The 19,606-nt window shown below is 66.9% G+C and carries 20 protein-coding genes and 3 pseudogenes; 14 read left to right on the top strand and 9 right to left on the bottom strand.

The window, feature by feature from the left end; translation table 11 throughout:
- The first annotated feature begins 357 nt into the window (after window positions 1-357).
- Window positions 358-663: a hypothetical protein gene (locus ACZ6D7_RS46625; protein ID WP_469504890.1), complete on the top strand. Its 306-nt coding sequence runs from the start codon at window positions 358-360 to the stop codon at window positions 661-663.
- On the opposite strand, the gene ACZ6D7_RS46620 is transcribed toward ACZ6D7_RS46625, so the two are convergent.
- From ACZ6D7_RS46620 to ACZ6D7_RS46610, 3 genes are read right to left on the bottom strand one after another with little or no spacing between them, the layout of a single operon-like run.
- Window positions 664-1,725, bottom strand: a complete 1,062-nt coding sequence (locus ACZ6D7_RS46620; protein WP_469504888.1) for an IS630 family transposase — start codon at window positions 1,723-1,725, stop codon at window positions 664-666.
- A gap of 53 nt (window positions 1,726-1,778) precedes the next feature.
- Window positions 1,779-1,910: a hypothetical protein gene (locus tag ACZ6D7_RS46615; protein WP_469504886.1), complete on the bottom strand. Its 132-nt coding sequence runs from the start codon at window positions 1,908-1,910 to the stop codon at window positions 1,779-1,781.
- A complete protein-coding gene (locus tag ACZ6D7_RS46610) occupies window positions 1,907-2,872 on the bottom strand; it encodes a hypothetical protein (protein ID WP_469504885.1) in 966 nt (321 codons plus the stop codon). The genes ACZ6D7_RS46615 and ACZ6D7_RS46610 overlap by 4 nt, the downstream gene beginning before the upstream one ends.
- A 114-nt stretch (window positions 2,873-2,986) precedes the next feature.
- Here ACZ6D7_RS46610 and ACZ6D7_RS46605 point away from each other — a divergent pair, with 114 nt between their 5' ends.
- The 7 genes and pseudogenes from ACZ6D7_RS46605 to ACZ6D7_RS46575 all read left to right on the top strand — a co-directional run bounded on the left by ACZ6D7_RS46605 (window position 2,987) and on the right by ACZ6D7_RS46575 (window position 9,499).
- Window positions 2,987-4,087 carry a S8/S53 family peptidase gene (locus ACZ6D7_RS46605; RefSeq protein ID WP_469504883.1) on the top strand — a complete coding sequence of 367 codons (1,101 nt, stop codon included), beginning with the start codon at window positions 2,987-2,989 and terminating at the stop codon, window positions 4,085-4,087.
- Between the two features lie 233 nt (window positions 4,088-4,320).
- Window positions 4,321-5,088, top strand: coding sequence for a tyrosine-type recombinase/integrase (locus ACZ6D7_RS46600; RefSeq protein ID WP_469504881.1), 768 nt, complete (start codon window positions 4,321-4,323; stop codon window positions 5,086-5,088).
- Window positions 5,085-6,242: a hypothetical protein gene (locus ACZ6D7_RS46595; protein ID WP_469504880.1), complete on the top strand. Its 1,158-nt coding sequence runs from the start codon at window positions 5,085-5,087 to the stop codon at window positions 6,240-6,242. Before ACZ6D7_RS46600 ends, ACZ6D7_RS46595 begins: the two co-directional genes overlap by 4 nt.
- 82 nt (window positions 6,243-6,324) lie before the next feature.
- A complete protein-coding gene (locus ACZ6D7_RS46590; protein ID WP_469504879.1) occupies window positions 6,325-6,741 on the top strand; it encodes a hypothetical protein in 417 nt (138 codons plus the stop codon).
- Between the two features lie 192 nt (window positions 6,742-6,933).
- A pseudogene (locus tag ACZ6D7_RS46585) lies at window positions 6,934-8,020 on the top strand (IS110 family RNA-guided transposase).
- A complete protein-coding gene (locus ACZ6D7_RS46580) occupies window positions 8,017-8,934 on the top strand; it encodes a hypothetical protein (protein WP_469504877.1) in 918 nt (305 codons plus the stop codon). Before ACZ6D7_RS46585 ends, ACZ6D7_RS46580 begins: the two are co-directional and overlap by 4 nt.
- A complete protein-coding gene (locus ACZ6D7_RS46575; protein WP_469504875.1) occupies window positions 8,927-9,499 on the top strand; it encodes a DUF6262 family protein in 573 nt (190 codons plus the stop codon). Before ACZ6D7_RS46580 ends, ACZ6D7_RS46575 begins: the two co-directional genes overlap by 8 nt.
- 327 nt (window positions 9,500-9,826) lie before the next feature.
- Here the strand turns inward: ACZ6D7_RS46575 and ACZ6D7_RS46570 are convergent, their stop codons facing one another.
- The gene (locus tag ACZ6D7_RS46570) at window positions 9,827-10,009 is read right to left on the bottom strand and encodes a hypothetical protein (RefSeq protein WP_469504873.1); all 183 of its coding nucleotides are present in this window, start codon (window positions 10,007-10,009) and stop codon (window positions 9,827-9,829) included.
- A 124-nt stretch (window positions 10,010-10,133) separates the two neighbouring features.
- On the opposite strand from ACZ6D7_RS46570, the gene ACZ6D7_RS46565 reads away from it, so the two are divergent.
- The 3 genes and pseudogenes from ACZ6D7_RS46565 (at window position 10,134) to ACZ6D7_RS46555 (ending at window position 13,363) form a co-directional block, all read left to right on the top strand.
- Complete coding sequence (locus ACZ6D7_RS46565; RefSeq protein WP_469504871.1) at window positions 10,134-12,941, top strand: tetratricopeptide repeat protein; 2,808 nt, start codon at window positions 10,134-10,136, stop codon at window positions 12,939-12,941.
- A 64-nt stretch (window positions 12,942-13,005) separates the two neighbouring features.
- Window positions 13,006-13,149, top strand: a pseudogene (locus ACZ6D7_RS46560) (transposase); the annotation flags it as partial.
- Window positions 13,150-13,183: 34 nt separating this feature from the next.
- Window positions 13,184-13,363 carry a helix-turn-helix domain-containing protein gene (locus ACZ6D7_RS46555; protein WP_469504870.1) on the top strand — a complete coding sequence of 60 codons (180 nt, stop codon included), beginning with the start codon at window positions 13,184-13,186 and terminating at the stop codon, window positions 13,361-13,363.
- Between the two features lie 84 nt (window positions 13,364-13,447).
- Here ACZ6D7_RS46555 and ACZ6D7_RS46550 read toward each other — a convergent pair whose 3' ends face one another.
- Window positions 13,448-13,714, bottom strand: coding sequence for an HU family DNA-binding protein (locus ACZ6D7_RS46550; RefSeq protein ID WP_469504892.1), 267 nt, complete (start codon window positions 13,712-13,714; stop codon window positions 13,448-13,450).
- A gap of 116 nt (window positions 13,715-13,830) precedes the next feature.
- On the opposite strand from ACZ6D7_RS46550, the gene ACZ6D7_RS46545 reads away from it, so the two are divergent.
- Entirely contained in the window at window positions 13,831-14,013 is a 183-nt protein-coding gene (locus ACZ6D7_RS46545) for a hypothetical protein (RefSeq protein ID WP_469504869.1), read from the top strand.
- A 142-nt stretch (window positions 14,014-14,155) separates the two neighbouring features.
- Window positions 14,156-14,845 carry a hypothetical protein gene (locus ACZ6D7_RS46540; protein ID WP_469504867.1) on the top strand — a complete coding sequence of 230 codons (690 nt, stop codon included), beginning with the start codon at window positions 14,156-14,158 and terminating at the stop codon, window positions 14,843-14,845.
- Between the two features lie 228 nt (window positions 14,846-15,073).
- Here the strand turns inward: ACZ6D7_RS46540 and ACZ6D7_RS46535 are convergent, their stop codons facing one another.
- The 3 genes from ACZ6D7_RS46535 to ACZ6D7_RS46525 all read right to left on the bottom strand — a co-directional run bounded on the left by ACZ6D7_RS46535 (window position 15,074) and on the right by ACZ6D7_RS46525 (window position 17,661).
- The gene (locus ACZ6D7_RS46535; RefSeq protein ID WP_469504865.1) at window positions 15,074-16,243 is read right to left on the bottom strand and encodes a tyrosine-type recombinase/integrase; all 1,170 of its coding nucleotides are present in this window, start codon (window positions 16,241-16,243) and stop codon (window positions 15,074-15,076) included.
- Between the two features lie 318 nt (window positions 16,244-16,561).
- A complete protein-coding gene (locus ACZ6D7_RS46530) occupies window positions 16,562-17,314 on the bottom strand; it encodes a hypothetical protein (protein ID WP_469504862.1) in 753 nt (250 codons plus the stop codon).
- Entirely contained in the window at window positions 17,314-17,661 is a 348-nt protein-coding gene (locus ACZ6D7_RS46525) for a site-specific integrase (protein WP_469504859.1), read from the bottom strand. Before ACZ6D7_RS46525 ends, ACZ6D7_RS46530 begins: the two co-directional genes overlap by 1 nt.
- Between ACZ6D7_RS46525 and ACZ6D7_RS46520 the strand changes: the two genes are divergently transcribed.
- Window positions 17,654-18,220 (top strand): hypothetical protein, encoded by a 567-nt coding sequence (locus ACZ6D7_RS46520; protein WP_469504856.1) that lies wholly within the window; start codon window positions 17,654-17,656, stop codon window positions 18,218-18,220. The two genes, ACZ6D7_RS46525 and ACZ6D7_RS46520, sit on opposite strands and share 8 nt — an antisense overlap.
- Window positions 18,221-19,520: 1,300 nt before the next feature.
- Here the strand turns inward: ACZ6D7_RS46520 and ACZ6D7_RS46515 are convergent.
- Window positions 19,521-19,606: pseudogene (locus ACZ6D7_RS46515) on the bottom strand (IS5/IS1182 family transposase); the annotation flags it as partial.

The following is a 19,606-nucleotide window of genomic DNA, read 5'->3' as shown; positions in this document are numbered from 1 at the left end:
GCGCAGAGCCCGCTCCTCCACCCGCCGCATCAGCCGCACCGTCCAAGCCATCCACACACTACTGACCTGCGACTATTCAGGATGAAAGAGGTTCAATGAGCGACGACGGAACTCGCCGGTGTTCGTCGGCATGCCACCGATCAGCCAACTGGTAGTTCGGAACGCCGAGAACCGGGACCAGACCGGCTGACTTCAATACAGTCGGACGTGAGTCAACCTCTGCGGCAGTAGTTCGGAGAAGGTGTGTCGGGTATTTCCGTATTTCAGAGTGTCCGGTGCCACCCCTGACCTACGCTGATCGGGTTACTCCCCAGGCGCCTGCTCGGGTCCAAGGGCGGCGCTCTCTACGGTGCCAGCATGGCGTCGATGCAATTGCCTCTTCCGCTTCCCGTCAGCACGACCCCTTTGGTGACCGATTGGATCAGTGCCTGGTCCATGGTCGGCGCGGCCATTGGGACAGTCGCCGCCTTCATCACCGGCTTCATTCTCCTCCGGCAGGAGGTGGCCCGGGATCGCACGCAGAAGGCTATTGAACGTCGAGGGCAGGCTCGGCGCGTCCACGGATACGCAATGTGGCATGAGGCCGTGAGGCTGGGGCCCACCTGGATCCGCGAGGGGTACGCCTACGTGATCGAGAACAACAGTGACGAGCCGATCTATTGATCAGAAACTCAATTGGTTCTCTTCGAGGGTGTAGCGGACGTGGGGGCCGCCGAAGTAGCCGCGGACGATGTGGGGCTGGCGCTGGAGGCGATGGAAGAACCTGCGTGTCTCGGCTGCGAGTTGGGCCTGGTTCTGGGCCCTGCTGCTCATGGGCAGGCTGCGCTTGAGGTCAGCGTTGACGAGTTCGTCGGGGTTGAGTTCGGGTGAGTACGAGGGCAGGAAGTGCAGCTCGATCCTGTCGGCGTGGTCGGCCAGCCATGTGCGGACCGCGCGGGAGCGGTGTGCGGAGTGACCGTCCACCACGAGGTGGATCTTGCGGTCGAAGTGGCCTATGAGCCGGTCGAGGAAGCGGCACATGATCTTCGCGTCGAAGGTCTCGGTGAACACCATGAAGTGGATCCGGCCCTTCGTGCTGATCGCCGACATCGCGTTCACAGAGAACCGGTTGCCGCTGCGGCGCACGACGGGGGTGCGGCCCTTCTCGCCCCAGGTACGGCCGGTGACCTGATCGGAACGGATGCCGACCTGGTCGGCGAACAGCACCTCACCGTTCTCGGCCTTCGCCGTCGCCCGGATCGCCGGCCATGTCACCTCCAGCCAGGTCCGCACCGCCTCCGGGTTCTGCTCGACCGCGCGCTTGTCGGGCCGCTGGAACGACAGTCCCCAGCGCCGCAGGTACTTGCCCACCCCGGGCTCGGTCATCCGCACCCTATACAGCTTCGCGATCAGCTCACCCACCTGGCCACGCGTCCACAACTGGCCACGAAGACCCAGGTCACACGGCAGATGATCCAAAATCGCCTGCCGCACCGCCGCCTGCTCGACCCCGGACAGCACCTGATGCTCACCCACGCGCCGCCCACGCGGACGCGCGGTCAGCGCCTCACGCCCACCGGCCTGCCACTTCGCCCACCAGCCGTCCACCGCCCTGAGCGAGACCTTGAACACCGCCGCGACGTCCTCGCGGTCCCGGCCCTCCACCAGAGCGGCCACCGCCCGTAGCCGCAACGCTTCCTGCGCCGACGGCGACAACTGCCGTGCGTCCCCCACCAGTTCACTCACACAGCATGCAACGACCCGGAACGCTTACCGTTTCGGATCAATATGCCGCTGCTCTACCAGTGGTCTGTGGGCGGCGAGAACAGGGCGATCTCCATCGCCACGATCCGCTCGTCGCTCCACACGCTGCTGGCGGATACCGGCATCACCGACGTCAGCGGACAGCCGCTGACCTTCCAGCCGCTCACGCATCACAGGAGCTCACATTCTCAACCGGCCCAAGGCTTGCTGCACTGACCGTCTCGACCACACCGTTCGGCCGCCTGATCCGCAGTCCGCGATCGGTTTTGGAATCGAGGAGCGTGCCGCATATCTTGGAGTCATCTCTGCGGGTCACCTCGACGAGCGGCCCGTCAGGAGAAGAGCGGGGCCAGAACCAGATGCACCCGATGGCCACCAGCAGAGCGCCCAACGAGATCAGGGCCCACATCACCCCTTTACGAAGCTGCCCCACAGCGGTCTGTAGATGGGTGCGCCGGCTAGAGAACCACCTGGTCAGCAGCTGGTCATTGCCGAGGTCCACAATCTCGGGCCACCCGTATGCCGCTTTGTAGGCCCACACGATCGCTGCTGCCGCGCAACCGGCAGCCACCAGCGCGGCACCCCCGGCAAAGCCCCGCGCGCACGCGCTCAGGCCCGTGAACGCGTCCTTGCCCACCACCACCCCCGCCAGACCGAACAGTCCGACCAGCGCAGTTACCGCTGCGATCCACTTCTCCGCCGACGACCGGAGCGTGCTCTCCTCCGTCGCCGTCACCTCCTGCACCGCACGCAGGGCCGGCAGCAGGGAGGCGTCCGTTGCCGCGCGAACCGGCGCGGTAGCGTTCGCATCCAGGGCGATCGTGAAAAACCACCAGTTGCCGCAACTCATGACCGGCTGCGCGGCCGCGCCCTGGTGGTCCACGCCGCAGGCGCACTCGCAGATCCTGGTCATCCGCTCGGTCGGCGCAGCCGCAGCAGCCAGGCCGCTTTGACCGAAGGCCACGACGGACTCCTCCACGTCCTGCCTGGTGACGTGACCGCAATTCGGACATGGACCGCTGACGGCCAGGATCTCCCCTTCAGCCGACCGCACCACAGTCCAGCTGGCCAGCTCCTCGTCCGTGACCAGGTACTGCCCGTACCTGAACGGCACCGCATCATGCGCCATTGCACCAGGGTGCACGCATCCGTACAGCTGGGCCTGCGCATGCCGCCGGACGGCGTACTCCGGCACGCCTCCCGCAGGCGCCGGACCTACGCTGATCGGAGGCGAGGAGGAACCATGTGTGAGGATGGCGCAGGCTACTCGACGGTGGTCGGGCCACGAGGGCAGATCGAGTGGCTCATCGAATACTGGTCCCGTCTGGCCACGCCACGAAGACTCCAGATCGAGCGGCCTCAGCTCGTCGAACTCCGAGAAGTCGACCGGGACACCTCACGCCGCTTCCAAGACCCCGAGAGCCCGGCCATTGCCGTCGCCCACCACCGCGTCGGCCTCGGCATCCCGGGAACGGCGCAGTTGCAGGCCGAGCTAACGATTGGCCGCGTAGACCCACCGACCCGCTTACAGCTTGACTACCCCTTCTACCCGTGGGGACTGCAACTGCTGTGGGAGCCGGGATTCGAGTTCCAGGCCACCCACCAGGGGAGCGTCAACAGCTCGCGCCCATTCGACCCAGCCCAGCTGGACGAGCTCGTACGCAGCGCGCCGATCATCCCGACCAACCGGCAGGCCGGGGGCCCCAGGGTCGCGGTGCTGGACACTGGTGTTCGCGGGGCCGGATGCGACATGGTGGACTTCATCAACTGTGCTGGCCAGGCAGTCATCACGAGGCCTGCGGACGACCCGCACGGGCACGGTACAGCGGTCGCCGAGGTCATCAAGGCCGTCCAGGGCAGCGCGGTCATCCACCCCATCCGCGTTCTCAACGAGAACAACATCGGCCAGTCCTACGAAGTGCTGGCCGGACTGATGTATGTGCTGTGGTCGGGGCAGTATGACCTCATCAACGCCAGCCTGACCACGAAGAATATGGGAGCCTGCGCCACCTCGCTGGGCAGAAGCATCGACTACACCGTGCGCTACTGCTCCATGATGGTGAACCTACCCGTGCTGGTCGCCGCTGCGGGCAACGGCGGCAGCACCACCCTGAGCGGCTACCCGGCCAGGGTGCCGGAGGCCGTCGTCGCCCTCGCGCTGGATGACACGGGCGGGCGGGCGGCGTACAACTCCACGCCGCCTCCAGGGGCAGCCACAGAAGAAGCCTACGGCGGGAGCGATACCAGCCCACTCGGCAGCCTGGTTCATTCGACCGGTTCGTCAACGAGCTTGTGGGGCACCTCGTTCGCCGCCGCAGTCATCTCGGGCGCCTACCTCCCCTGAGAGCGCCATCTAACGGGCATCCATATCTGTCGTACTGCGCTGAGCGGGGCATCGACTGGACCAGGCCGACGTTGTGGCAGCTCAAGACGTTCCTGCACTGGCTCGTTGAGGAGCCGCTGCCGCCCCGGGGCCGCATCGCGTCGGCAGAGCCGCGCCACCGGGAGGAGAAGACCGCGAACGCCGTCGTCTCCACGACGGGCCGGTTCCTGGACTTCTGCTCGACCCGGGGGTGGGTGCCGCTGGACGTGGTGAACATGCTCTGGGAGCCGAAGTTCCTGCGAACACCGCCGCCGGGATACGACCTCGGGGAGGACGGCCAGTTCGGGTCGGTCCAGGGCCGGACGGTGAAGTTCCGGATTGCCATCGAGGGCTACGAATGGCTCGCGGATGACCAGATCGAGACGATCATCGGCCTCACCCGCAATGCCCGCGACCGGTTCCTGGTGACGCTGCTGGCGGTCACCGGTGCCCGCATCGGCGAGGTGCTGGGACTGCGGCGGGAGGACATGCACTTCCTGGCGAACTCCCGCTCGCTGGGCTGCCCCGAGGGCGGACCGCACGTTCACATCCGGCGCCGCTCGAACAACGCGAACGGGGCTCTGGCCAAGGCCCGCAAGCCGCGTTCGATACCGGTGGAAGCGGAAACGGTCGGCTTCTACTCTGAGTATCAGCACGAACGGGACCAGGTCGCGGAGGCCGCCGAGTCCGACATGGTCTTCGTGAATCTGTTCCGCCAGCCACTCGGACAGCCAATGAAGTACCACGGCGCGAAGGACCTGTTCGACCGGCTGGCGAGGAAAGCGGGGTTCGCGGCCCGGCCGCACATGCTGCGGCGCTCGGCGGCCACCCGCTGGATTCGCGGGGGCACCGACCCGGACGTTGTTCAGGACCTCATGGGCCACGTCTCGGGACAGTCGATGCAGCCGTATCTCCACTCGACCAGCGCGGAACGGCGCGAGGCAGTGGAACGTGGCACCGCCCACCGGAAGGCCCACGCGTGAGCATCGCCACGGTCACCTCCCTGCCGGGGTCGAAGGGCGGTTTCTACACCCGTGCCGCCATGGAGGACTGGCGGGCCTGGCTCCGCGAGGCCGTGGTGGAGGACTGGCGGCCGGACGAGTGGCAGCCGGAACTGTGGCTGTTCACCGGTGACCCGGACAACCCGCGGACCGGAGTTTGGAAGTGCCCCGTTCTCCGCTGCGAGACCCTGATCGGGAACAAGACCCACTGCACTGTCTGCGCATCCCGGTTCCGGGAGGGAACCGCGGACCTGGAGACGTTTAACGCGACCAACGTGCCCAACCCGAAGCGGACGTTCGGCGGCAAGCGCCAGAACTGCCGTGTTGGTGAGGGGACGTGCCAGCGAGAGCATCACACACTGGGTCTTTGCAGTCCGCACATGTCGAACTGGCACCGGCACCGCAAGATCAAGCCCGCGGCGGTGCTGGAGGACTGGATGCGCACGCAGCGGGCCTTGGGGCCGATGCCGGCCTGCGTGGTCACCGGATGTCCCCGGGACGGCAATCACGCCGAGAACCTGTGCCTGAACCACCGCCGGGACTGGCGGGCGACCGCGCGAGCCGACCGGCTCGACGTCCTGGACGAAAGTGCCCGCAGGGTATGGGCGGCAGCCCAGTTTCCCTACACGACGGCCGCACAGTTCTCGTTGGCACCGCTGGCGGAAACGGTGAGGCTGGAGCTGCTGTTCGCGTTGCAGCAGCGCGAGGAGCGGACCCAGATCGTCTATCCCCGACCGGTCAGGCTCGCGGCGAAACTGATGCTTGGCCTGTCCTCGATCGCCGTCGGCGACAGCTGCCCGAGCCCGGAAAACACGGGGGACACCAACCTGGCGAGTTTCCTGCGGTGGACGCGCAGGGCCGTTGAACGGGCCCACAAGACGTTCCTCGGCCTCCCGCCGACCCACGGCACGGTCTGGGATCTCACCGAGCTTCAGATCCCATCGAAGCTCACTCGTTCGGGGGTCCGGACGATTCCGGGAACGGTGGATTTCACCGAGATCCAGCAGCCCTGGATGCGTGAGCTGGCGATGACCTGGGTGGAGACCGCACGCCCGGAGAGCGGGAAAGTGCGGGACGGCATCCGGGGCCTGGTCGTGGCCTCCAGGCCCTCTACTCGCTGCCCGGCGGCGGCATGATCCCGGCGGACCTGTCCTTCGCGGACATGGAAGTGATCGTGGATGCCTTCCGTGCGATGCCCCGCCGGGACGGCACCGACTCATGGGCCCCAAGGGTAAGCGCCTCTACCTGACCAGCTTCTTCGAAGTTCTCGACTACGGCCGCCGCACGGGACTTCTCGACCAGGTGGCGGGGAAGTTCGCCCGCCACAGTTCGCACCGCATCCCTGATGCGGTCCAGGACGAGGATGAGATCGGCAAGGCGATCCCGGAGTCGGTGATCCGTCAGCTCGACCAGCAGCTGGACCTTCTCGGCGAGGCCATCCCCTACGGAACGCTGGCCTCCGAGGACATCAAGGCGATGTTCCAGACCGTCTACCTCGTGCTGCGAGACACCGGGCGGCGGCCCCAGGAAGTGACCCGGCTCGCCCTGGACCGCCTGGAGAAGGACGGGGACGAACACCAGCTGATCTGGGACAACTGTGAGACTCATGGGGCGCCGTCCGGGGCCAGGGTCTGACTCGTGGGACAACTCGCCCAGGCTGCCTTGTTTAGGATCTGTCGGCCTGTGGTCCCGGGCGGTGCTTGCTGTCGCCGGACTGGCGAGCGTGTCTCGATAGGGGCCTTGCCGCACCAGGCACCGTCACAGTTCTGACCGCCCACCGGCCCGACGGCGGCCACAGCCCCGTGCCGATCGAGGAGCCGCGTGACCATCACCGGCTTGCCCCAGCCGACTCTGCCCGCGCAGCCGGAAGAACCGCTGGCAGAGGACGTGGTCCTGGGGGTGGACACTCACAAGGACGTGCATGTCGGCGCCGTGATCACCGTGCTCGGGGTGGTCCTGGCCCACCAGGAGTTCCCGGCCACCGCCGTCGGATACCGCCAACTCCTGGCCTGGGCACGCTCGTTCGGCACCCTGCGCCGAGCCGGCGTGGAATGCACCGGATCCTACGGAGCGGGCCTGGCACGCTTCCTGAGCCGGGAGAGCATGCAGGTCGTCGAGGTCAACCAGCCGGACCGCGCCATCCGCCGCAAGCGCGGCAAGACCGACGCTGTGGATGCGGAGGCCGCGGCCCGCGCCGTGCTGTCCGGACGCGCTGACGTCACGCCCAAGACCGGTGAGGGCCCGGCGGCCGACATGCGCGTGCTGCGGCTGGCCAAAGAGTCGGCCGTCAAGGCCCCGCACGCAGGCGAAAAACCAGCTCAAGGCCGTGCTGCTCGGAGTTGATCCCGCGCTGCGTGAGGCGCTGTCCAAGCTCACCAACGCGGCACTGATCGCCAGGTGCGCCGGCCTTCCCGACGCCGACGACGCTGCCGTCTTCACGCTCCGGCTGCTGGCCCGGCGCATTCAGCAGATGACAGCCGAGGTGAAGGAGCTTGCCCGCCGGGTCACCAAGGCCGTCCGTCGCTGCCATCGGCAGCTTCTGGATGTCATCGGCGTCGGACCCGACAGTGCCGCTGCCCTACTGATCGCCGCCGGCGACAACCCGGAACGGCTGGCCAGCGAGGCCTCGTTCGCCGCCCTGTGCGGAGTCAGCCCGGTCGAACAGTCCTCCGGGAAGACCCAGCGCCGGAGGCTGAACCGCGGGGGAAACCGACAGACCAACGCCGCCCTCTACCGCATCGTCGTGACCCGCCTCCGCCGGGACGCCCGCACACGTCTCTACCTCGAACGCCGCACGAAGCAGGGCATGTCCAAACGCGAGATCATCCGATGCCTCAAACGCTACGTCGCCCGCGAGATCTTCCGTGAGATCCAGCCAGCGTCGGCCCTTGATGCCCCGCCTTCTAGCACTTGACGCAACATAGGGGCATCCACAAGTCGCGGCGGAACAAACGCCTGGAGATCAGCCGCGAGACCGCCTTCGCTACCCAGGCGTGGCTCGAGATCTGCAAGACCTTGAAGATCCCGGCCCGCTCGCGCACCTTCCTGTTCCCCGCGGCGTCGAGCCATGCCCACGACGCGTGCATCGACTCAGGCACCGTGGCCAAGATGCTGCGGAGCTGGGTCGACAGCCTGCCGACACTGATCACCGACGCCGTCGACAAGGACGGCCGCCCCCTGGAGTTCGACCGCAGCCGGATCTTCGCCTACGCCTTTCGGCACACCTACGCTCAGCGGCACGCGGACGCCGGTACGCCCCTGCACACCCTGCGTGACCTCATGGATCACAAATCGGCAGATACCACTCTTGGATACTTCCGGGTCTCTCTCGAGCGGCGCCGCAAGGCAGTCGAGACGATGCGGCTCCACGTCGTGGACCGCTCTGGGCAGGCGGCGCCGACCTCGTCGGCCACGGCGTACGAAGCGCGCTCGGTGGCCGTGCCGTTCGGTAACTGCACCGAGCCGTCGAACGTGAAGGCCCGCGGCGGGAGTTGCCCGATCCGGTTCCAGTGTTCCGGCTGCGGCTTCTACCGTCCCGACCCTTCGTTCCTTCCGGCCGTCGAAGATCACATCCGCGCGCTCAAGGCGGACCGAGAGACCGCTCGGGCCATGCAGGCCGCCGAGTTCGTCATCCGCAACATCACCGACCAGATCGAGTCTTACCAGTCTGTCGTTGTCGGCATCCGCAGCAAGCTCGCCGCGATGCCTGAGGACGAGCGGCGCCATATTGAAGAAGCGTCCGCGGTGCTGCGCAAGGTCCGCGCCGCAGCCCCGCTTCCGTTCCTTCCCGTTCCCACCGTCCCCGCCAGGAGCACGTCCGATGAGTGAGTCCCGTTCGCCCGCGCAGGTCCTTCGCGATGCCCGGCAGAAGGACTCGCGTACCAAGCGCGCCAGGGTCCTGTCCGTCGTTGATCAGCTCGTCGCCGACGAGGAACCGGTCACCTTTACGGGAATGGCCCGCGCCGCGAACGTCTCGCACTGGCTGGTCTACGCCGACGGGGTGCGCGAGCACATAGAAGCCGCTCGCCTGCGTCAGTTCCGCACCGCGCGCGGTGAGGCCCGCGGCCAGGCCAAGGCCCCTGCTGGCTGGAAGGTCGAGCAAGAGATCGTTCGCGAGGAGAACCGGCGCCTACGCGCCGAGGTCGATCGCCTCAAGGCGACGGTCCGCCGGAGCCTGGGCCAGCAACTCGACCAGCTCGGCGCCGCCGACCTCGGCGCACGGGTGGACGAACTCACCGCCGAGAACCGGAAGCTGCAAGACGACCTCACCGAGGCCCTGACCCAGGTCAAGGAGCTGACGGGCAAGATCGCCGAGGCCGAGGACGATCTGACCAGCGCACGGACCAGCCTGCAACGCATGATCCGGTCTGAGAACCAGAGCATCGCACCGTAGCCAGCATGGTCAGGCCGTGAGGTCGAGGAAGTCAGCGCACGTCCGGCGGGACAAGGGGACGCGGCAGTCATCCAGGTGCGGCAGAGGGGGGCAAAGGATCAGTTCTTGCCGGTCCGAGGCGCGGCGCCGTACCGCTTTGCCGCGTGCCGGGCAGTCGCTCTGCGGGCGCCCGGACCGAGCGCGGCGGGGGCCGGCAGGCGGTCCCCGTGCGCTCCGTGCGCTGCTCCCTGGCTTCGCGTTACCACTTCCCTTGTCCTCGGCGCTCCGCGCCTCACGGTCCCCACCCGCAACCGGACGGCGCCGCCGCCCAGTCCTGCGACCTTGCGGTCATTGGTAGGCGCTGAGGGCCGCGAAGTACAGCCCGCACGCGCTGCCGGTGGTACTGACGCCGATCAGGACGGCCTTGGCGGGGCTAGTGCCGCTGCGCCAGGCGGTGAACGCGGTGACGGAGCCGATGTGCAGGGCCACGGACAGGGCCAGCATCAATGCCAGCAGCTGGAGCGGGGTCATCGTGTTGTCTCCCTCGAGTGAGGCTCGGTGGCCCACTGGTAAGGGCCGGTTCAGGATCCACGAGATCTGTCCGGCGGTGCGTCCTGCTGCTCTCTGTCACCGGGTCGGACATCGATGTGCATGTGTGCTGGTGGCAGGCCTAGCCTTGAAATGTCCGGTGGTGTCGGTTCAGGACATCGCACGACGTACCGGGGATGGTATGGGCAAGACTCCGGACCTGTTCGAGGACCTACGGCGGGTGGGTGCACTCAAGCGCGACCGGCTCAGCCGGCAGCCGTCGGACAGCGCACTGGCCAGGGTGGCAGGTGTGGCCCGTGACACGGTCGGGGCGTGGCTGCGCGGGGAGCGTTTTCCCCAGGATCTTGATGCGCTGCTGACCGTAATGGCGCAGATCCGGGTCGAGGCCACCCGCAAGAAGATCACGAACACGCCGTGCGACGGGATGGCGGGTCAGACGGTCGCTGACCTGCTGGACGGGAGCCGCTGGCGCGCAGAGCATGACGCGGAACGCAAGCGCCGCGCACAGGCCGATCAAGAGGCCGTCGAGCGTCAGCAGGCACAGGCGGCCCTGGAGCTCGATGAGCGGCGTGCCCGTCAGGCAGCGTTGGCGGACCGTGCCCGCCCTGTACGGTCCTGGACAGCCCAGCGGCTCGGGGTGCACCCGGCCGTTCCTGGGCAGCCCGCTGGGCCGGGGGGCGCCGGATTCGTTCTGCCCCTCTACGTGCCCCGCCCGCACGACACCGAGCTGCGCGAGCGTCTGGCCGCTGCCGTCGTCAACGGGGCTCCACCGCTGTTGGTGGTGGTGCGGGGTGGGTCGTGCACCGGCAAGACCCGCACTGCCTTCGAGGCCCTGAACGCGGCCGTGCCGGACGACTTCGATCTGATCTTCCCCGCGAACGCTGACAGTCTCCTGGCCGTGCTTACTGCGGGCGCTCTCGGCCCTTGCACGGTCCTATGGCTGAACGAGGCCCAGGACTATCTGGCGGGCCCCGCAGGCGAAGCAGCGGCATCCGAGCTGCTACGCCGTCTCGACACCGACGGGCCTCTCATCGTGCTCGCCACCCTGTGGCCCGACCATGACAAGACACTCACCGCCACCCCTGACCTCGGCAAGGTCGACCCGCATCGGCATGCCCGAGCCTTGCTGGCCCAGGCCCACCGCGCCTACATTCCCCGCTCTTTCGCCGACGATCTGGACGCCGTCCGCCGCGTGGCTGGCCACGACCAGTCCCTGGCCACTGCCCTGGCGGCCGACAGCGCCGACCTCACCCAGGTCTTGGCCGCGGGACCGGACCTAATCACTCACTACGAGCACCCGACTGGCGTGCACGGCGTCTATGGCAGGGCTCTGATCAGCGTCGCCATAGACGCCCATCGCCTGGGCGTGGCCAGCCCGCTCCCCCTCACCTTCCTCGAAGCTGCCGCCCCCGGTTACCTCACCGACGCTGAGCGCGCCGGTGCCACCGTCGATTGGTTCACCGGAGCCCTCACATACGCCCATACCAAGATCAAGGAGGTCAGCTCCGCCCTGCAGGACGTGCCCCGCACCTCCGGGATGGGTGCGGTTCCTGGCATGGTCCGCCTGGCTGACTACCTTCAGCAGCACGGCCGCCACGCCCGGTGGACCGTATGTCCGCCCGCATCCTTTTGGGACGCCGCACACGCTCACCTCACAAACCCCAATGACCTCATAAACCTCGCCACAGCGGCCCGCAGCCGGCATCGCCTCCAATGGGCCTACCACCTCTTTGACCGGGCAGCCGACGCCGGCGACACCAGAGCCCTACTCATCTTGGCCGGGATGCGGGAGAGGGCTAGGGACCGGGAAGGAGCCGAAACCCTCTACCAGCAGGCCGTCGACGCCGGTGATACCACCGCCCTGTTCCGTCTGGTCGATATGCGGCAGGAAACCGGGGACTGGGAGGGCGCCGAAACCCTGCTGCGCCGGGCCGCCGACGCCGGCGACACCAGCGCCCTACTCCACTTGGCCGAGAGGTGGGAGAGGGCTGGGGACCGGGACAGCGCCGAAACCCTGCTGCGCCGGGCCGCCGACACTGGCGACACCAGCGCCTTGGTCGGCCTGGCCAAGATGAGAGGAACAGCTGGGGACTGGGAGGGTGCCGAAACCCTGGCCCGCCGGGCCGCCGACGCCGGCGACACCAGCGCCCTACTCCACTTGGCCGGGATGCGGGAGAGGGCTAGGAACTGGGAGGGCGCCGAAACTCTCTACCGGCAGGCCGCCGACGCCGACGACACCAGCGCCCTACTCCCGCTGGCCAAGATACGGAAAGAGGCTGGGGACTGGGAGGGTGCCGAAACCCTGGCCCGCCGGGCCGCCGACGTCGGCGACACCAGCGCCCTACTCCACTTGGCCGGGATGCGGGAGGACGCCGGGGACCGGGAAGGAGCCGAAACCCTCTACCAGCAGGCCGCCGACGCCGGCGACACCAGCGCCCTACTCCACTTGGCCGGGATGCGGGAGGACGCCGGGGACCGGGAAGGAGCCGAAACCCTCTACCGGCAGGCCTCCAACGCTGGCGACACCAGCGCCCTGTTCTACACGGCCAAGATGCGGGAGGAGGGCGGGGACCGGGAAGGAGCCGAAGTCCTGGCCCGGCAGGCCGCCGACGCCGGTTACGCCACCGCACTAGTCCGCCTGGCCTGGATGCGGGAGGAGGGCGGGGACTGGGAGGGCGCCGAAACCCTCTACCGGCAGGCCTCCGACGCCGGCGACCCTGACGCACTAGCCCATCTGGCCGAGATGCTGGAGGGGGCAGGGAACCAGGCGGACATCGAAGCTCTGCTCCGACGGGCCGCCGATGCTGGCAAGACCAACACCCAGATGCTGAGTTACGGCCTGTTCAAAGAACAATGGCCGTACGGGCTGGACCCGGATGGCACGCCCACATCCCCATGGCAGCAGTCCATTTGAACCTTCCCCTTGATCGTGGACACCTGGAGACTGGGACGTGAGGTTCCAGAGGAAGTAGTGCCAGGTGGGCAGCAAGAGCAACCGCAACCGGCGGTACACGGAGGAGTTCAAACGGGACGCGGTCGCGCTCGTGTGCTCCTCCGGGAAGACCGTCACCGAGGTGGCCCGGCAGATTGGGGTCAGCGCCGAGGGGCTGCGGAACTGGGTCAGGCAGGACACGATCGATCGCGGGGGCGTAGCGGGTGGAGGCGGTGGCCGTGCTGCGGTGGTTGCCGTACTCGTCGGTGTACGAAGGTGGTGCCTCGATCCGAGCCATCGCAGAGGAGCACGGAAGGTCATACGGATTCGTCCATGCTCTGCTTGGCGAGGCTGACACGACCATGCGAGGCCGTGGCGGGGCTCTCCGAAGGGCAGGCGTATAGCCGCGGGAACGAGAGGTCGACGAGGCCACAACGGCAGCGGGGCCCCACCGACCGATGGGGCCCCGCTTTCGCAGGGGCAACTTTCTACGCGCCCTTGGCGGCTTCCTTGAGCTTGGAGCCCGCCGAGACCTTCACCCCGTATCCGGCTGCGATCTCGAGCGGCTCGCCCGTCTGGGGATTGCGGGCGGTGCGAGCGGCACGGTGGGTGCGCTCGAAGGTCAGGAAGCCGGGGATGGTGACCTTCTCGTCGCCCTTGGAGACGATGCCGCCGACGACTTCGGCGAAGGCTGCCAGCACTGCGTCGGCGTCCTTGCGGGTCACTTCGGCGCGGTCTGCGAGCGCGGCCACCAGCTCTTCTCTGAACTAGGCGATGACCGCCATGTCCCGTCCCGGTCAGCTCTGTAAAATTCTGTCAACTAGCGTTCACGAGCGTCTGACGGGTGCCAGGGTGATCTCAGCATTAGTTCATGAGCACCTCTCAGAAGCGGAACCCGGAGCCGAGCCCGGAGCAAGAGCCGGAGGCTTCCATGGAAGCCCAAAGCGAAGAAGTGAAGCGAGCCGGACTCCGAGTCGGCCTGGCATTGGTATCGGCTGCTGTCGGGGGCGCAACCAAGGCAGTTGTCGAGCACTTCCTTAAAAACGATCAGTGAATGCGGCCAGGGGGGCGTGATAGGAGTGAGGCTGAGCCTGATTGCACTGCCATCTGAATCGGAGGTCCCGCCGGGGCCTCACCGCAATCTACTGACAGCTCTGCACGATCTGTATCGACTAGCCGGTTTTCCAAGCACTCGGGTGATCAGCAAGGTGATCACCCGATCGGAATTCGCCAAGGACTCTATGTCCCACCAGACCGTCGCGAATATTTTGACGGGTCGCCGCGTGCCACGCTGGCTCAAAGTGGAAGCACTGGTGGACGCGTTGTTCACCCTCGCGAGACGCGAGACGGCACTGTCCGAGCTCGATCGTTTCCGATCACTGTGGGAGTCAATCCACTTTCCCGCAGGAGACCACCACGGAGAGATCCCTGAGCCTGAGTCTCCTCCACTCACCCCACCAGAGCCGATCCAGAAGACTGAGACCGGCAGGCCGGTGGAACCTGAGTCCGAGCAGGAAAGTCCACCGACGTCCGATGCGGGGCAGGGAAAGTGGCAGGTGCTGCTGGATGCGCCAACGAGTGAGAAGAACTCACTTCACACTCGTATAGTCGCGGCGGGCTGGAATGGTCCAGAGATGTTCAACATCTCGCTCCTTGCCGGGGTATGTCAGATTGAGTTGAATCTCCGACATCCCATGGGCAAGGAAATCTGGGAGGTCATGGACGGAGAAGATTCACAGGCGGCAACGACACTCGCCCTCCTTCTTATCTCCTGGGCCCGCATGGAAGACGAAATGCCTTCGGGACGGGCCATGGAAAGAATCAAGAAAGCTCGAATTGACTGGAGCCGATATGCGCGCCTGTTCGTCGAGCAACTCAGCAAGTAGTCACAGCTGATCATCGAGAATCATCAGTGTTGATGACACGGGCGGCGATCTGATCAAACGTGGGGATCCCCATGAAGGTCGGAGAGTTCCTGCGTTCTTGCCGTGCGTCGAGTTGGGCGATCTTCTCTTCTGCCGCGGCGAGACTGACAGAGAGTCCTTCGACTTCGCCTAGCCAGCCCTCGCGTTGTGCTTCCGCGATCCGGTCAGCGAGGTTGTCGCGGATCTCGATCAGGCGGGGCCTTTCTGCGGGGGAGACGATGAGGACTGGGCATCGAACGCGCGGGCGTGTTCGTGGATGCAGGGAGTGCTGAACGAGCGGCCGCAGGTGCCGATGGAGACCTTGCGCCGCTCGAAGTGGCCCAGGAACTCGGTCCACTCCTCGTCGGACGGGACGCGGTATTCATCGGTTGGCCGCATGGCTCGTCGACGGGCCAGGAAGGCCAGATGGGCTTGGACGGCCTCGTCTGGATAGACCGCCTTGTAGCCGAGGGTGACGTTGATGTCCTGGTGCCCGGCGATGACCTGGGCGATGTGCGGGGGCAGACCGCCGAGGACTGCATCGGTGATGAACAGTCGGCGGAAGTCGTGCGGCGTGAAGTGCAATGGGCCGCCGGTGACGGAGTCCGTCAGCCCGGTGTGCGCGAGCGCGGTGGTGAGCATCTTCCGGACGGCGCCCGAGCTGATCGCCCGGTTCTCGTAGCCGCGGTGTCGCTGGAACAGCAGTGGTGCAGGCGGCAGCCAGGTGCGCTCGTAGTGGTCGTAGGCGGGGACCAGGGGGACTCGACCGTTCTTGTCGCGGACCCGGCGAATGATCGTGGAGAGGACCTCGGCGAGCTCGGGGCTGACGACCAGGAGCCGTTCCGTGTCGGTCTTCGACGGAACGACCTGCAGGAGCGGGATGAGCTCGCCGGTGGTGGGAAGCCGGTATTGGATCAGGCCGTGGTGGGAGAGCTCGGTGAGTTCCTCGACCCGGATGCCGGTGGCCCGAAGCACCTCGACGATGGCGAAGGCCCAAAAGGCATGGTCCTCCTCGCGCCCGAGATCACGTCGGTGCCCGATAACGGGGTCCTCGGCCAGCACTTTGGCTGCCGCCGACCGGCGCGGGGCAACGCGTACCAATGTCTGCCCGACGGCGGTGAACGTCTCGCCCGGTGCAGCGTCGCGGGCGGCAGCCAGCACGGCGGCGGCGTCCTTGCGCCGCTGGTCGACACTGCGGACCAGGACCGGCAGCACGGGCAGACGCTCGCGGGTGCGGGCGTCCATCCGTGATTTGCGGCGCCGCTTGTCCTTCTTGCGGTTGATCTCCTCGCTCCCGATCGGGCAGGGGGCGACCCAGCCGGCCCAGCGAGCGGGATCTTCGACGGCCCAGTGCGCCAGGTCCAGGTAGAAGGCCCGCACCGGGGTGAGGCACTCGCGGTAGTTAATCCGTGGTGCCTCGGTGGTGATCCGGCGGCCGTCGGGGGTGCGGACGGTCTTGGTGGTGGTGCGAAGCCGCTTCTTCCAGGCGTCAGCGACGTCAGTCGGCAGGTGCAGGCTGTCGATGCACGGGTGGTGCCGTTCCAGGTCGGACCAGAACAGCTTGGCCAGGTAGTAGGACAGCGCATCCAGGCTGTTGTAGTCCAGTGCCGGCTGACGTTCTCGCAGGTAGTCGACGAGAAGGTCGCGGACGGGGCGGCAGACGATGCCGTAGCGGTCGATCAGCTCTTCGGGCGTGCGCTATCCGCCCGTCCGCAGTTCGCGCAGCGTCGCCGGAGCCTGATCGTCGAAGACATCCAGGTCGTGCAGGACCCGATAGAACAGGTGGGTGGCTCCAACGGAGGTGCCGCGTAGTTCGGCCTCGATTTCCAGCAGCTCCAGGACGTCGCCCGGGACGATGTCGGCGATGATGCCGCCCTTGGCGACGAGGATCTGGGCAGCGCGGTAAGCGGTGCGGGTCGCCGCGGCCGTGTTGACGCTCGGATCCGTAGCGCAGCGTTCTCGCAGCCGGGCGAAGCCGGTAGGGTCGCGGTGCTGGGCGAGCATGCCGACGAGCGCGCTGCTGCGAAGCGACGAGGTGATCAGCCAGGGCAGTGAGGGCCGGACGAGGTCGGCGCAAAGAGCCGGGTGCACCGCCCGGAAGAAGGACTCCTGACGCCAGGGGACCTCGTGTCCGCGCTCACGCATCCAACGCAGCGGAATATCCCGCCAGTTGGCGCCGTCATCGTCGGCGCCGCTGGCCAGCCAACGCTCCTGCCAGGTGGCCCCGGGCTGATCGGCCAGCCAGTCCAGCAGCAGGCCAAGCCCGAACCTTCGACCGTTGTTGTCACAGGCCGGGGCGAAGGGCTCAGCGGCCAGCCGGCCCCAGAACTCCTCGCGGCTCTGACCGGTCGCGGGCCATGAATCTTCCCGCGGCCGCGCTCGGACCAACTCCGTGACCGACCGCGGCGGCGAAGCCGCCGCGGCCTGCGCGGTCTCCAGCGTCGTGGTCATCAGCGGGCCGTCCCGAACAGCACGTCCAGCGACTCGGCCGAGTAGCCAGGGGCAGCGGCGGGCGCGGTGCGAGCAGCGGCCTGTCTCGTCTGCTCGGCATGATGAGCCAGCAGCCGCCGGATGACCTCCTCCTTGCGGGGCGTGAGGTAGATCTGGGTAGTGGTCAACTGCGCATGTCCAAGGACGAATTGGACATCGGTGAGTGGGAGACCGGGGTCCTCGGCCATCCGGTAGGCGGCGGTGTGCCGCAGCGCGTGCAGCGTCGCCGCGGTGCCGGCCTTGTTGTTGGCCCGCTCGAACATCCGGTGTGCCGCGTGGTAGGTCAGCGGCCGTGACGGGTTGCGCAACGTCCACCACAGAGGAAGCCGCCGCCCCTTCGGGATCGCATCGTGGGCGGAGTGCCTGCGCGTCCTCAAGCCGGGCGGGCATCTGGCCGCGTTCGGCGCGACCCGCACCTACCACCGCATGGCCGTGGCCGTGGAGGACGCCGGATTCAAGCTCCGTGACTCGCTGCACTGGCTGTACGGCACCGGGTTCCCCAAGGGCCAGGACGTCGGCAAACTCATCGACCGGCGCCGTGACGACCACCCCGCCCGCCGCCGCTTCACCGCCGCGTTCGCCATGATCCGGGACGCTGCCGGGTGGACGAACCCGCAGATCGACGCCCTGTTCGGCTACAACGGCATGGCGCAGCTAGTGGGCGCGGCACCAGCGGTTCGGCAAGAGCCGTGCCGAGCTCACCACCAGGACGAACGCCGGCGGCGCGGCGCTCTACCTGCGGTGGTGCCGTGCGACGGGGCGCGATTAGCGGACGGCGCCCCGCGACCTGGGCCTGTTCATGGTCTGGCTTTAAGAATGCTGGTGGTCCCGGAGGACTGGGTGTGGCTGATAGTGACCTGCCGTTGATGGCCTTGACCGGTCACCGCTTGTGCGGGCTGCACGGTATATCCCACGGCCCGCCACCCGGACCGTAATTTCATCAACGCGCGTTTAAGGCATTACTTAACATGCAGTGACAAACAGGATGAATCGCGCCTGTCGCCATCGAGAGCCATGAGCTACCGTCGAGTATGTTCGTCAACACCTGTAGATGGCTGGCTCTGGCGCCCTTGGCATGAAGACCCTTCGCCTCGCCGCAACCATCTGGCGGTGGAAGCGCGTGACTAAAGGAGGCACGAGTCTTGCTCGACACCAGGTTCACATTTAGGAGACTCCCCACTCCGACTCGACTCGGAATGCCTTCTCCGGTGCTGTGATGGGTAAAACTAACAATGCATCCGAGAACTCGGCTTCGAATCCCCCGGATCGCTATATGATTCCCAGGGAGGTGGAACACCGACTCGGTATTTCACCTTCAACACGGCGTCGGTGGACGAATCGCGGTCTGTTGCGCGCCGTTCCTCTTGGCCCGTACTACCGCCCCGGTCCAGGAGACAATCGGGGAGGGAACAGGAATGGAAGTCGGGTGCGCTACAGCGAACATCAGGTCAACGACCTTTTCGAGCGCATCAAGAACGGTGAGCTTGCCCGCTCACCCAAGCCCCTGGATCCCTAGGTCGCACAGGCCACGAGAAGCTGGAAGCATTCTAGGGAAGGGGCACATGGCCGAGTCAGATGCACCGTTTGACCGGTGGCACAAGAGCTATCCGAAACAGGGCGACGTGCCGTGCAAGTGCGGCACGAAGAAGAACCAGCTGTACCCGTCTGCCGACCACGGGCGGGGTCTACAGTGGCAAGCTCGCTACACAGATCCAAGCGGGAAGCCCCGTCGGCCGACATTCGACACGTGGGAAGCAGCGCGGGATCACCTGGACACGATTCGAGCGGCTCTGCGCGACGACTCGTGGGTGGCCCCCGAGCCTGGATTGAAGCCCGTCGCCTTCTACGCGGACGAGCTGATCGAGCGCCGGAAGAAGAAAAAGAAGAACAACAACACAACCAAGAACTACGAGAGCCACCTCCGGTGTCACATTAAACCGTTCGCGGGAACCAGACCTTCACGTACGCTCACACGCCGGGACACGATGGCTTTCATCGATTTCCTGCTGGATAGGCCGGGTCTGGATGCGACGTCCAGCGTGGTCCAGGTGTACAAGACCTGGCGGATCCTCATGAATTACATGGTCGATGCGGACGTTCCCTTGCCCGCCAACATCTGCGCTCGCATCGAACTCCCCGATGTCGATCCGCGCGTCAGTGAGCGTTTTCAGCGTTGGCGCTCCAGGGTGAGGACGGCAGCGGCGATGACCGTCATGCGGTTGGGGCTGCAGCGGGCTCTGCGGAAGACGCGCC

It is taken from the genome of Streptomyces sp. NPDC041784, assembly GCF_055591025.1.
The sequence above is the reverse complement of the archived record's forward strand: the minus strand, read 5'-3'. Positions and strand labels throughout refer to the sequence as shown.